The sequence below is a fragment of the Frigoribacterium sp. NPDC087798 genome (genome assembly GCF_044742985.1).
Lineage (GTDB): Bacteria > Actinomycetota > Actinomycetes > Actinomycetales > Microbacteriaceae > Frigoribacterium.
In genome coordinates this window covers 151,694-164,120 of record NZ_JBIUVP010000003.1, presented here as the reverse complement: position 1 = coordinate 164,120, position 12,427 = coordinate 151,694, and the positions used below count along the sequence as shown (strand labels likewise).

Genomic DNA, 12,427 nt, shown 5'->3' with positions numbered 1-12,427 from the left:
CTGGCCCGGCCCACCCCTCCCGGCGAACCCATGAACCCCGTTCACGAAGATGAACCACGGTGCACCGGGGTTCATCGTCGGAAACGGGGTTCATGGCGCCACCCGGCCGAGGCCCGCACCCCCGGGCACGCAGAAGAGCGGCGGCCCCCCGAGGGGGACCGCCGCTCTCGCGTACAGCAGGCGCCGAGGCGCCGGGGTGCTACTTGGCCGAGACGACCGTCAGCGTGATCGTCGCGATGACGTCCTCGCGCAGGCGGAGGGTGGCTTCGTGCTCACCCGTCACCTTGATGGTCGTGGGGATCTCGACCTTGCGCTTGTCGATCGTCGCGACGCCCTGGGCGGTGACCGCGTCGGCGACGTCGGCCGGGCGGACCGAGCCGAACAGACGGCCGTCGGCACCGGTCTTCACCGTGAGACGGATCTTCTGGGCCTCGAGGCGCTGCTTGAGGTCGTGGGCCTCTTCGATCGTCTTGAGCTCGCGGGTCTCGCGGGCCGTACGGATCTGAGCGACCTGCTTCTCGCCACCGCGGCTCCACGCCACGGCGAAGCCCTGGGGCACCAGGTAGTTGCGGGCGTAGCCGTTCTTGACGTCGACGACGTCACCGGCGGAACCGAGGCCGGAGACCTCGTGGGTCAGGATTACCTTCGACATGGTGGTCCTTCCGATCAGCGGCCGGAGCCGGCGTAGGGGAGGAGCGCCATCTCACGGGCGTTCTTCACGGCACGGGCGATGAGGCGCTGCTCCTGGACGGAGACGCCGGTGATGCGACGGGCGCGGATCTTTCCACGCTCCGAGATGAACTTGCGCAGGGTCGCGACGTCTTTGTAGTCGATGACACCGACGCGGATCGACTTCGCGGGTGCGGCGTTCTTGCCGCCCTTACCGCGGAGGGGCTTGCGGCGGTCGCCGCTGCTCTTTCCAGCCATTGGTTTCTACTTTCGATGAATGAAGAAGTACTAAAAGGGGAACGGCGAGGCCTAGAAGGGCGTCTCGTCGTTGTAGGTGCCGTTGCCACCGGGGGTGTTCCACACGTCGCCGCCAGAGGTGTTGCCACCCTGCTGGCCGCCGGCGGGCTGACCCCACGGCTCTTGCGCCTGACCGCCGCCGACCTGAGCCGGCTGGCCACCACGGTTGCCGCCGCCGTTGCCGCCCCCGAAGGAGCCGCCACCGGCAGCGCCGTCGCGGGAGGACGCAGCGCGCGTCACCTGAGCGGTCGCGTAACGCAGCGAGGGGCCGATCTCGTCGATCTCGAGCTCCATGCTGGTGCGCTTCTCGCCCTCTTTGGTCTCGTACGAGCGCTGCTTGAGTCGGCCCTGAGCGATGACCCGGCTGCCCTTGGTGAGGCTGCTGGCCACGTGCTCGCCGAACTCGCGCCACACGCTGGCACGGAGGAAGAGCGCCTCGCCGTCCTTCCACTCGTTCGACGCGCGGTCGAACGTGCGGGGGGTCGACGCGATGGTGAAGTTCGCGACCGCGAGCCCGTTCTGCGTGTACCGCAGCTCGGGGTCACTGGTGAGGTTCCCCACCACTGTGATGACGGTCTCGCCAGCCATCGGACTACTCGGCAGCCTTCTCGGCGGCGGGAGCAGCCGGGGCGGCAGCGGCGTTGGCGGCCTTGCGGGCGGCCTTCTCGTCGCTGACCTTCTTGGCGGCGGCGACCATGGCGATCGCCTCTTCGGCACGCAGGACCTTGGTGCGCAGCACGGCCTCGGAGAGACCCAGCTGGCGGTCGAGCTCGACCGTGGCGGCCGAGTTCGAGGTCAGGTTGACGACGGCGTAGATGCCCTCGGTCTTCTTGTTGATCTCGTAGGCCAGGCGACGACGTCCCCAGATGTCCACGTTGTCGATCGTTCCGCCATCGTTGCGGATGACGTTGAGGAACTTGTCCAAGCTCGGGGCGACGGTGCGCTCATCGATCTCGGGGTCCAGGATGACCATCAGTTCGTACTGGTGCATGACTAACCCACCTCCTTCGGACTTAACGGTCACAGACGGTCTGTGACAGGAGGGTGTTCATGACGTGGCGCCGCCGTGAGGCAGACGCAACCTTCCCAGCGTAGCCGAGCGCGCCTCCTGAATCAATGCCGGGGCGGCGGTCGCCGGCCCCCGAGAGCCGAGGAGGCGCGGGTCGACACCCGTCGGGCTGGTTACGCCCCAGCGCTCTCGCGTGCGCTCCACCAGGCCAGCAGGCGCTCGGTGGCGACCTCGGCCCCCAGCGGCCCCTCTTCGGTCCGCAGCTCGAGGAGGAAGCGGTAGGCCTCGCCGACCTCGCGGCTCGGGCCGATGCCGAGCACGCGTTGGATGTCGTCGCCGTCGAGGTCGGGCCGCAGCGAGTCGATCTCTTCACGCTCTCGCAGCTCGGCGATCCGCGCCTCGAGGTCGTCGTAGGCGAAGCCGAGCCGGTCGGCCTTGCGGCGGTTGCGCGTGGTCACGTCGGCGCGGGTGAGCATGTGCAACCGCTCGAGCTGGTCACCGGCGTCGCGGACGTACCGGCGCACGGCCGAGTCGGTCCAGGCGCCCTCGGTGTAGCCGAAGAAGCGGAGGTGCAGCTCGATCAGCCGGGACACGGCGCCGATGGTGTCGTTGTCGAAGCGCAGCGTCTTCAACCGCTTCTTGGCGAGCTTGGCGCCGACGACGTCGTGGTGGTGGAAGGTGACGACGCCGCCCGGCTCGAGGCGCCGCGTGGCGGGCTTGCCGCAGTCGTGCAGCAGGGCCGCCAGGCGCAGCGTGAGGTCGGGTGCCTCGCCCGGGTGCCGCTCGCGCTCGTAGCCGATGGCCTGGTCGAGCACGGTGAGGCTGTGCTCGTACACGTCCTTGTGGTGGTGGTGCTCGTCGACCTCGAGGCGCATGGCCGCGAGCTCGGGCACGACATGGTCGGCGAGCCCGGTGTCGACCAACAGCCGGACACCGTCTCGGGGGGTTTCGGTCTTGAGCAGCTTCGACAGCTCGTCGGCGACCCGCTCGACCGAGACGATCGAGAGGGTCTCGGCCCGGGCGGTCATCGCCTCGCGCACCTCGTCCGACACCGTGAAGCCGAGCTGCGCCGTGAACCGGGCGGCTCGCATCATGCGCAGGGGGTCGTCGCGGAACGAGTCGACCGCGGTGCCCGGGGTGGCGAGCCGCGCCTCCAGCAGGTCGTCGACACCGCCGGACGGGTCGACGAGCACGCGCTGGGGCAGACGCAACGCCATCGAGTTGACCGTGAAGTCGCGACGGACCAGGTCGCCCTCGAGCGTGTCGCCGAACTCGACGACCGGCTTGCGGGTCTCGCCGTCGTAGACGTCGCTGCGGTACGTGGTGATCTCGACGGTCTCGCCGTCGACGCGGGCGGCGATCGTGCCGAACGCGCGGCCGACGTCCCAGTGCGCCTCGGCGAGGGGGACGACGATCGCCAGGATCTCGTCGGGGTCGGCGTCGGTCGTGAAGTCGAGGTCGTTGACCGGGCGGCCGATGAAGGCGTCGCGCACCGGACCGCCGACGAGGGCGAGCTCGTGACCGGCCGCGGCGAACGCGGCGGCGAGCTTCTCGATGCGGGGGGTGGCGGCCAGATCGTCCAGTCGCTGCAGGGCCCGTGCGACGCTGTCCATGACGAAACAGCTTGCCACAGCCGAGGAGGCGCGGGCTGAGTCCCCGACGGCGCCTCGCGACCCCGTCGTCCCCCTCGCAGGCGCTTCGCCGCTGCTTCTTGGTCGGCGTTGCCTAGACTCGGCATGCTCGAACGGCCCCTGTCGCCGTCGACACCTGACGCCTATGAGACTCTTCTTCGCCGTGATCGCCGCCCTGTTGGCGGTGTTCGTCGTGTCGGCGGGACTGCCGGCCACGGCGGCACGAGCGGCGTCCGCCCCCGCGGGCGACGGCGTCACGATGACCGTCGAGCCGGCCTCCGACGGCGTGCTGCGACCCGACGACGACCTCACCCTCGGGGTCACCGTGACGAACGACGGCGACAGCGACCTCGCGGCGACGAAGGCCCGGATCTACCTCGACCGCGAACCGTTCACCACGCGGTCCAAGCTCGCCTCCTGGCTCGATCCCGACGACGTCTCGGGTGACGACTACCTGGGGCGCCAGCTCGTCCAGGTCGACGTGCCGGCGGTCTCCGCCGGGTCGTCCGTGGCGCTCGACACCGTCGTGGTGCCCGCCGACCGCCTCTCCCTGACCGGCCGCGCCTTCGGGGCACGCGCGCTCGGGGCCCGCGTGCTCGACGCCTCGGGCAGCCAGGTGGCGCAGACCCGCAGCAGCGTGGTCTGGTACCCCGCCGACAGCTTCCAGCCGACCCGAGTCGCGGTCGCCGTGCCGATCACGACGCCCGAGAGCGAGACCGGCGTCCTCGACGCCTCCGCCCTCGCCGCCTACACCTCCGACGGCGGGGTGCTGCGACGCGAGCTCGACGCCGTGTCGGGCACGGGCGCGACCCTCGGCGTCGACCCGATGATCGTCGCGTCGATCCGCCTGCTCGGCACCGAGGCCCCGCAGTCCTCCGTCGACTGGCTCGCCGAACTGCAGGCCCTGCCGAACGACATGTTCCCCCTGGCCTACGCCGACGCCGACGTCGCGGGGCTGCGTCAGGCCGGCGCCACGTCCGTCCCGGCCGTGACCTCGCTCGACACCCTGGTCGACCCCGCCCGGTTCGAGGGCATGCCGGCAGCGACCGACACGCCCACCGATGCCCCGAGCCAGGGCACGGACGACGGCTCGGGCACGGGCGTCGCCGGGTCCGACCCCTCGGCCCTGCCGAGCGACGGGTCCACCGCCGAGCCGACCGCCGAGCCCACGCCCGGCGACGGCGTGGTGCTGCCGACCACCGCTCAACTGCTCGACTTCCCGTGGACCCAGCGCGACGTCGTCTGGCCGCGGGAGTCGTCCGTCGTGTCCGCCGACCTCACGACGTTCGCCTCCGGGCCGTACACGTCGACCATCGTCTCCAGCGGCAACGTGGACGTCGACGGCGACTCGACCGAGAACGCCGCGGTCACGGTCGGTGGCGTCCCGGCCGTCGTCTCGGACGACCCCTTGTCGACGCTGGTCACCCAGGCGGCCGAGGCGACCTCCCTCGCCGAGTGGCAGTCCACGATGGCCCGGCTGTCCGCCACCGTCGCCACCGTCGCCTACGAGCGACCGAGCGACGCCCGCACCCTCCTGACGACGCTCGAGCGGGAGTGGCCGTCGACCGGCCAGTTCCTCACCCGCACCCTCCAGGCCGTCGACGGCCTGCCCTGGGTCAGCGGCGCGACCCTGACCGACGCGTTGGCGAGCACCCCCTCGACGGCGACCGTCGTCGACAGCCCCGAGAGCGACGCCCGACTCGGCCAGTTGAGCGAACTCGTCTCCGCCGACCAGAAGGTCGTCGACTTCTCGACGGCCCTCGCCGAACCGCAGTTCGTCACCGAGACGGCCCGGCTGCGGACGATGGCCCTGGCGTCGCACGCCTGGCGAGACAACGTCGACGGGTTCCCCGCCGAGGTCGCCTCGGCCGTGGCCGACGCGACGGCGACGTCGGGTCTCGTGGCGGTGGTCCAGGGCTCGCCGATCGCCATCCTCGGGGACCGCTCGGCCCTGCCCCTCTACCTCGAGAACCGGACCGACTCCGTCGCGACGGTGATGCTGAACCTGACGCCGTCGAACTCCATCCTCTCGATCGAGCGCAGCCCCATCGAGGTCACGATCCAACCGCAGTCCCAGACCCGGGTCAGCGTTCCCGTGCAGTCCGTCGCCAACGGCACGGTGTCCGTGCAGCTGCAGCTGGTCAGCCTCTCGGGCGTGGCGATCGCGACCCCGGTCGACGTCCCGCTCTCGGTCCAGGCCGGGTGGGAGACCGCCATCACCTGGATCTTCGGCGTCGCCTTCGCCGCACTCTTCCTCGGAGGCCTGTACCGCACCTTCCGCAAGCGCCGCAGGGCGCGCGACGAGGCCCGGTCCTCCGGCGACGGCCCGTCACCCGATGCGGCCGCCTCGCCGCCCGTCCAGGAGTCCATGTGAGCAACCAGGGCGGTCTCGGTCGCGCCAGCATCCTCCTCGCGTCCGGGACGATGGTCTCGCGCGTCCTCGGCTTCGTGAAGGCGGCCGTGCTGGCCGCGGCGATCGGGCAGTCGGCGAGCCGGGCGGCGGACTCGTTCGCCCTCGCGAACCAGCTCCCGAACAACATCTACGCGCTGATCGCGGGCGGCCTCCTCAGCGCCGTCCTCGTGCCCCAGATCGTGCGGGCGGCGACGTCCGACGACGGGGGCCAGCGGTTCATCAACAAGATCGTGACCCTCGGCACGATCGTCTTCGCGGCCGTCGGCCTGGCCGGCACGCTGCTCGCCCCCGTGCTCGTCCGCCTGTACGCGCAGCAGAGCTCGGACGGCGGGGCGGGGTTCACCTCGGACCAACTCGCCCTCGCGACGGCCTTCGCGTACTGGTGCCTGCCGCAGATCTTCTTCTACGCCATGTACTCGTTGCTGAGCGAGGTGCTCAACGCCCGGCAGGTGTTCGGGCCCTTCACCTGGGCTCCCGTGCTCAACAACGTCGTGGCCATCGCCGGCCTGGTCGTCTTCATCGTGATGTTCGGCGGTGCCGTCGAGAACTCCGCGGTCGACGTCTGGACCGGCGACCGGATCTTCGTCATCGCGGCCACGGCCACCCTCGGCGTCCTGGCCCAGGCGGCGTTCCTGTTGCTCTTCTGGCGCCGCGCGGGTCTGACCTTCCGCCCCGACTTCCGCTGGCGCGGCGTCGGCCTCGGAGCCACCGGCAAGGCCGCCGGCTGGCTGTTCGGCATGGTCCTCGTCACCCAGCTGGCCGGGCTGGTGCAGAGCCGCGTCGCCACCCTGGGCAGCGAGGTGGGGGCGTCGAACGCGGTCCTCGCGAACGCCTGGCTGCTCTTCATGCTGCCGCACGGCATCATCGCCGTGTCGATCGGCACCGCCTACTTCACGCGCATGAGCGGCCACGCCTCGCGTGGCGACCTGCGGGCCGTCCGCACCGACATGTCGCAGTCCCTCCGCGCCATCGGCATGTTCATGGTGTTCGCCGCCGTCGCCATGTGCGTCGTGGCCTACCCGTTCGCGCGGTTCTTCGAGGTCGACTTCGCCGGGTCGACCCGCACCGCCGAGGTCATCCTCGGCTACATGCCCGGCCTCGTCCTGTTCAGCGTCCTGTTCATCGTGCAGCGGGTGTTCTACTCGATGCACGACCAGCGCACGCCGTTCTTCCTGCAGCTCGTCCAGTCGGGCATCTTCGTCGCGGGCGTCGCGATCTCGGCCGCCGTGGTGCCCCCCGAGCGCATTGCGATGGCGATCGCCATCACCACCTCGATCGCGGGCTCGAGCCAGGCCGTGGTCGCGCTCGTCGTCGTCAAGAAGCGGCTGGGCGGCATCGACGGCCGCTGGGTGCTGCGCCGCTACGTCCAGTTCTTCGTCTTCTCGCTCGTCGCCGGTGCCGTGGGCCTCGTCGTCGTGACCGTCCTGGGTGGTTTCGCCGCCGACGGGTTCGCGCAGTCCGGTCGCGTGCCGGGCGTGCTGACGGTCGTCGTGGCCGGGGCCGTCATGGGGCTGGTCTACGGCGCCCTGCTCTGGTTCGCCCGCATCCCCGAGCTGCGGGTGCTGACCACGCCGGTGACCGCACGTCTCGCACCCGCCGTCTCGCGCCTCCTGCGTCGCTGACCCGTCACGGCGGCCGCCGCATTCCCGCGGCCCCGCGGCCGCTGCCAGGCCCGCGGGAATGCCCCGTCGGTAGGATGCGTTCCACCAGACGATCGAGGGATCCGACCGCACGAGCCATCGCTCGCGGGTCGTCTTCCCGCTCGTGAAGTTCTCCCCCCCCCCAGGAAGGTGCCCATGCGCCAGGTCATCATCATCGGTTCCGGCCCCGCCGGCTACACGGCCGGCATCTACGCCGCCCGGGCCGGTCTGCGCCCCCTCATCGTCGCGAGCTCGGTCGAGGCCGGCGGCGAGCTCATGAAGACCACCGAGGTCGAGAACTTCCCCGGATTCCCCGACGGCATCCAGGGCCCCGAGCTCATGTTCAAGATGCAGGAGCAGGCCGAGAAGTTCGGCGCCGAGGTGCTGCTCGACGACGTGACCGCCGTCGACCTGACCGGTGACGTCAAGAAGGTCACGCTCGGCAACGGCACCGTCGAGGAGAGCCTCACGGTGATCTTCGCCACGGGCAGCGCGTACCGGAAGCTCGGCCTCGCCGACGAAGAGCGCCTGAGCGGACGCGGCGTCAGCTGGTGCGCCACCTGCGACGGCTTCTTCTTCAAGGAGAAGGCGATCGCCGTCGTCGGCGGCGGCGACTCCGCGATGGAGGAAGCGACGTTCCTGACCCGCTTCGCCTCGAAGGTCTACGTGATCCACCGCTCGAGCAGCCTGCGCGCGTCGAAGATCATGCAAGACCGGGCTCACGCCAACGACAAGATCGAGTTCCTCTTCGACAAGCAGGTCACGGCCATCCTCGGTGGCGAGAAGGCCACCGGCGTCACCCTGACCGACACGGTCGACGGCAGCACGACCGACCTCGACCTCGACGGCCTCTTCATCGCCATCGGCAACGACCCGCGCGTGCACCTCGTCCACGGCCAGGTCGACCTGACCTCGGACGGCACGATCGCCGTCCAGGGGCGCAGCTCGAAGACCAACCTGACCGGCGTCTTCGCCGCGGGTGACGTCATCGACGCCACCTACCGGCAGGCGGCCACCGCCGCGGCCTCGGGCACCGTCGCCGCGCTCGACGTCGAGCACTACCTGGCCTCGCTCGACCAGATCTTCCTGGCCGAGCAGACCGTCGGGTCGGCCGAGGGCGTCGAGACGTCCGAGTCCGTGGTCGCCTGACCCGCGCCTCCTGAAGCCAACCCAGATCACCCTGACGAAAGGAACACCATGAGCAGCGCCAAAGCAGTGACCGACGCGTCCTTCGAGGCCGACGTCCTCAACTCCGACAAGACGATCCTCGTCGACTTCTGGGCCGAGTGGTGCGGCCCGTGCCGCGCCGTCTCGCCGATCCTCGACCAGATCGCCGCCGAGCACGGCGACAAGATCGAGATCGTCAAGCTCAACGTCGACGACAACCCCCAGACCGCCATGAAGTACCAGATCACCTCGATCCCGGCCATGAAGGTCTACCGCGGTGGCGAGGTCGTCAAGACCGTCATCGGCGCCAAGCCCAAGCCGGCCCTCGAGGCCGACCTGGCGGAGTTCATCGCGTAGTCGACACCGACACCACGACGAGAGCCCGCCCAGCACACGCTGGGCGGGCTCTCGTCGTCCCCGGTCGGGACGGGCATAGTCTTGACCGATTCACCCTCTGACAGAACAGGGACACCGATGAGCGACAAGGGCACCAACCTCGACCCGTGGTACGACTCGTACGCCGACCGTACGGCCGGCCTGAGCGCCTCCGAGGTCCGGGCCCTGTTCGCCGTCGCCTCGCGCCCCGAGGTCGTCTCGCTGGCCGGCGGCATGCCGTACGTCTCCGCCCTGCCCCGAGAGCTCGTCACGGGGGCCATCGACCGCGTCATGGCCGACGGGGGAGCGATGGCGATGCAGTACGGCAGCGGACAGGGCACCCCGGCCATCCGCGAGCACATCATGCAGATCATGGCGATGGAGGGCATCCGCGGCAGCGCCGACGACGTCGTCGTCACCACGGGCTCGCAGCAGGCCCTCGACCTCGTCACCCGCCTCTTCGTGAACCCGGGCGACGTCGTGCTCGCCGAGTCACCGAGCTACGTGGGCGCCCTGGGGGTCTTCAAGGCGTACCAGGCCGACGTCGTGCACGTCCCGATGGACGAGCACGGGCTCGTGCCCGAGGCCCTGCGAGAGGCCATCGCGGCCGTCACCGCTCGTGGGGGTCGCATCAAGTTCCTCTACACGATCCCGAACTTCCACAACCCGGCCGGTGTCACCCTCACGTGGGCCCGACGCGTCGAGATCCTCGAGATCTGCCGCTCGGCCGGCATCCTCGTCCTCGAGGACAACCCCTACGGGCTGCTGTACTTCGACCAGCCGGCCCCGCAGGCGATGCGCTCGATCGACGACGAGGGCGTCATCTACCTCGGGTCGTTCTCGAAGACGCTGGCACCCGGCTTCCGGGTGGGTTGGGCACTCGCCCCGCACGCCATCCGCGAGAAGCTCATCCTCGCCAACGAGTCCGCCACGCTCTCACCGAACTCCTTCGGGCAGTTCGTCATCACCGAGTACCTCGACCAGGCCGACTGGCGTGGGCAGATCGAGACCTTCCGTGGCCTGTACCGCGAACGGCGTGACGCGATGATCTCCGCGCTGGGGGAGTACCTGCCGTCGCTCACGTGGAACGTCCCCGACGGCGGCTTCTTCGTCTGGGTCGGACTCCCGGCCGAACTCGACTCGAAGGCCATGCTGCCCCGGGCGGTGAAGGAACTCGTGGCCTACACCCCCGGTACGGCGTTCTTCGCCGACGGCGACGGGCGTCAGAACGTCCGCCTGTCGTTCTGCTACCCGACACCCGAGTCCATCCGCACCGGTGTCGCGCGCCTGGCGAACGTCGTCAACGGAGAACTCGACCTGCTGCGCACGTTCTCGACAGCCAGCCTGTCGAACCGGGCCGCACGCCCCCAGAGCGTCGTGGTGCCGCCGCCGAACACCATTTGACCAGCATTTTCATTGTCTCGTAGCCGTCCGGACCACGAGACGGTCCTGCGTCGTGACACGAAGAAGAGGTTCCACCATGGCATCGAGCGAACTGCGTACCGTCACCGTCCTCGCCGGCGGCATCTCGCACGAACGTGACGTCTCCCTCCGATCGGGGAGGCGCGTGGTCGACAGCCTCGTCACCCACGGCATCGAGGTCGAACTCCGTGATCCGGACGCCTCGTTGCTCGGACACCTCACCGCGTCACGTCCCGACGTCGTGTGGCCGGCCCTGCACGGAGCGAGTGGTGAGGACGGCGCCCTCCGGGGACTGCTCGAGGCGCTCGACGTGCCGTTCGTCGGCAGCACGGCGGCGGCCGCGCGACTGGCCTGGGACAAGCCGACCGCCAAGGAGCTCGCACGTCGCGCCGGTGTCTCCACACCGCGCGGCATCACGCTGTCCCACGACGCCTTCCGCGAGCTCGGAGCCGTCGGTGTCTTGGCGGCCATCGCCGACGAACACCCGGTGCCCGTCGTCGTGAAGCCCGCACGGGGTGGCTCGGCCCAGGGCGTCACGGTCGTCGACGACATCGGGGCGTTGCCCAGGGCCATGGTCGACGCGTACACGTACTGCGACGACGTCATCGTCGAACAGAAGATCACGGGCACCGAGATCGCCGTCGGGGTCATCGACACCGGTGACGGGCCCCTTGCCCTGCCTGCCGTGGAGATCGTTCCTCGCCAGGGATTCTACGGCTTCGAGGCGCGCTACAACGCGGGGGAGACGACGTTCTTCACGCCCGCACGGCTCGACGCCGTCGCATCGGAGTCGGCGGCGCGGGCTGCCGTGGCCGTCCACGAGGCCCTCGGGCTGCGCCACTTGTCGAGGGTGGACCTGATCGTGGATGCCGCAGGGACCCCGTGGTTCCTGGAGGTCAACGTCCTGCCCGGACTGACCGAGACGTCGCTCGTCCCGATGGCCCTGGAGTCCGCCGGCTACGAACTGGGCATGTTCTACGCCGCTCTGGCTGAGAAGGCCGTCACCGACCATCTCCGCTGACGACACGTGGTCGACGTTTCACGTGAAACGTCGGGCGGCCGGCGGGGTACTGCAAGCCCATGGTCGATCTTCTGGGCATACAGGTGCACTGAATGGACGCATCCAGGATCGTCGACGATCTCGGCGCCTTCGTTGTCGTCCACCCGTGGACTTGACACAGAAATAGCCTGTGAGATCGACGTTTACGGGACCTCGACGTCTCCCTAGAAGCTACGACGAATCATCTTACGTCGAGTCTGATGAACCTCTCGGTGGTCATCATGCCCGGGTTGGATCGACGCTGCCGACGAAATGCGGCCGCTGCGAGTACCGCCTGCCAGGCACACAGCCATGCATCGGGGTCTCCATGTCGGACCGTTCAGGGGTCGTGTAGCACTTCGCCCACCCTGACCCATCTTCATGAGCCCCCTTTGCTTCGCTACGTGACCAGAACGTGGAACTGCCGCCGGTAACGCGTCTCATCCCCTGCACTGATCCCAAGCTGGGTCCGTGCCTGCGTCTGCACGGCATCTCTATCTACACCTGTGCCTGCACTTGCATCTGTCCATCCGTGAGAACCTTCGCCCCCGCGTCAGTCCCTTCGCCCCCCGCCCTGGCAGTTATGCAAGCACCTACGTCTGCACCCCGGCGTACCCCTGCCATCGCACTGCACCTGCCGTGCGCGTGCGCCTGCAGTTTGCGCCGACGACTGCACCGTCCGCCCTGCACCTGCCGTGGACGTGCGCCTGCAGTTTGCGCCGACGACTGCACCCTCCGTCCTGCACCTGCGCGCGTCAAACGCCT

At 69.7% G+C, this 12,427-nt stretch carries 11 protein-coding genes; 6 read left to right on the top strand and 5 right to left on the bottom strand.

What is annotated here, in order from left to right; genetic code table 11:
- Positions 1-199: 199 nt before the first annotated feature.
- The 5 genes from rplI to ACIOSR_RS10615 form a co-directional block, all read right to left on the bottom strand.
- Positions 200-652, bottom strand: a complete 453-nt coding sequence (rplI, locus tag ACIOSR_RS10635) for a 50S ribosomal protein L9 (RefSeq protein WP_043595329.1) — start codon at positions 650-652, stop codon at positions 200-202.
- 14 nt (positions 653-666) lie between these two features.
- Complete coding sequence (gene rpsR, locus ACIOSR_RS10630) at positions 667-927, bottom strand: 30S ribosomal protein S18 (RefSeq protein ID WP_043595327.1); 261 nt, start codon at positions 925-927, stop codon at positions 667-669.
- 51 nt (positions 928-978) lie between these two features.
- Entirely contained in the window at positions 979-1,554 is a 576-nt protein-coding gene (locus ACIOSR_RS10625) for a single-stranded DNA-binding protein (protein ID WP_043595325.1), read from the bottom strand.
- 4 nt (positions 1,555-1,558) lie between these two features.
- Positions 1,559-1,957: a 30S ribosomal protein S6 gene (rpsF, locus tag ACIOSR_RS10620; protein ID WP_054145729.1), complete on the bottom strand. Its 399-nt coding sequence runs from the start codon at positions 1,955-1,957 to the stop codon at positions 1,559-1,561.
- Positions 1,958-2,148: 191 nt separating this feature from the next.
- On the bottom strand, positions 2,149-3,588 hold the full coding sequence (locus ACIOSR_RS10615) for a CCA tRNA nucleotidyltransferase (protein ID WP_173154067.1): 1,440 nt from the start codon (positions 3,586-3,588) through the stop codon (positions 2,149-2,151).
- A gap of 163 nt (positions 3,589-3,751) precedes the next feature.
- On the opposite strand from ACIOSR_RS10615, the gene ACIOSR_RS10610 reads away from it, so the two are divergent.
- The 6 genes from ACIOSR_RS10610 to ACIOSR_RS10585 all read left to right on the top strand — a co-directional run bounded on the left by ACIOSR_RS10610 (position 3,752) and on the right by ACIOSR_RS10585 (position 11,644).
- Entirely contained in the window at positions 3,752-5,980 is a 2,229-nt protein-coding gene (locus ACIOSR_RS10610; protein ID WP_402752579.1) for a DUF6049 family protein, read from the top strand.
- On the top strand, positions 5,977-7,641 hold the full coding sequence (gene murJ / locus ACIOSR_RS10605; RefSeq protein WP_056044245.1) for a murein biosynthesis integral membrane protein MurJ: 1,665 nt from the start codon (positions 5,977-5,979) through the stop codon (positions 7,639-7,641). Before ACIOSR_RS10610 ends, murJ begins: the two co-directional genes overlap by 4 nt.
- 174 nt (positions 7,642-7,815) lie before the next feature.
- Positions 7,816-8,808 (top strand): thioredoxin-disulfide reductase, encoded by a 993-nt coding sequence (gene trxB / locus ACIOSR_RS10600; RefSeq protein ID WP_402752578.1) that lies wholly within the window; start codon positions 7,816-7,818, stop codon positions 8,806-8,808.
- Between the two features lie 48 nt (positions 8,809-8,856).
- Positions 8,857-9,183, top strand: a complete 327-nt coding sequence (gene trxA, locus ACIOSR_RS10595) for a thioredoxin (protein WP_043595317.1) — start codon at positions 8,857-8,859, stop codon at positions 9,181-9,183.
- 117 nt (positions 9,184-9,300) lie between these two features.
- Entirely contained in the window at positions 9,301-10,605 is a 1,305-nt protein-coding gene (locus ACIOSR_RS10590; RefSeq protein ID WP_402752577.1) for a PLP-dependent aminotransferase family protein, read from the top strand.
- 76 nt (positions 10,606-10,681) lie between these two features.
- On the top strand, positions 10,682-11,644 hold the full coding sequence (locus ACIOSR_RS10585; RefSeq protein WP_123571101.1) for a D-alanine--D-alanine ligase: 963 nt from the start codon (positions 10,682-10,684) through the stop codon (positions 11,642-11,644).
- The last annotated feature ends 783 nt before the right edge of the window (positions 11,645-12,427 follow it).

What these genes read in the sequence shown, in the direction of transcription:
- ACIOSR_RS10615 (WP_173154067.1), bottom strand. Translation starts at nt 3,588, where the DNA reads ATGGACAGCGTCGCACGGGCCCTGCAGCGACTGGACGATCTGGCCGCC.
- trxB (WP_402752578.1), top strand. Translation starts at nt 7,816, where the DNA reads ATGCGCCAGGTCATCATCATCGGTTCCGGCCCCGCCGGCTACACGGCC.
- rplI (WP_043595329.1), bottom strand. Translation starts at nt 652, where the DNA reads ATGTCGAAGGTAATCCTGACCCACGAGGTCTCCGGCCTCGGTTCCGCC.
- ACIOSR_RS10610 (WP_402752579.1), top strand. Translation starts at nt 3,752, where the DNA reads ATGAGACTCTTCTTCGCCGTGATCGCCGCCCTGTTGGCGGTGTTCGTC.
- ACIOSR_RS10625 (WP_043595325.1), bottom strand. Translation starts at nt 1,554, where the DNA reads ATGGCTGGCGAGACCGTCATCACAGTGGTGGGGAACCTCACCAGTGAC.
- rpsR (WP_043595327.1), bottom strand. Translation starts at nt 927, where the DNA reads ATGGCTGGAAAGAGCAGCGGCGACCGCCGCAAGCCCCTCCGCGGTAAG.
- ACIOSR_RS10585 (WP_123571101.1), top strand. Translation starts at nt 10,682, where the DNA reads ATGGCATCGAGCGAACTGCGTACCGTCACCGTCCTCGCCGGCGGCATC.
- trxA (WP_043595317.1), top strand. Translation starts at nt 8,857, where the DNA reads ATGAGCAGCGCCAAAGCAGTGACCGACGCGTCCTTCGAGGCCGACGTC.
- ACIOSR_RS10590 (WP_402752577.1), top strand. Translation starts at nt 9,301, where the DNA reads ATGAGCGACAAGGGCACCAACCTCGACCCGTGGTACGACTCGTACGCC.
- rpsF (WP_054145729.1), bottom strand. Translation starts at nt 1,957, where the DNA reads ATGCACCAGTACGAACTGATGGTCATCCTGGACCCCGAGATCGATGAG.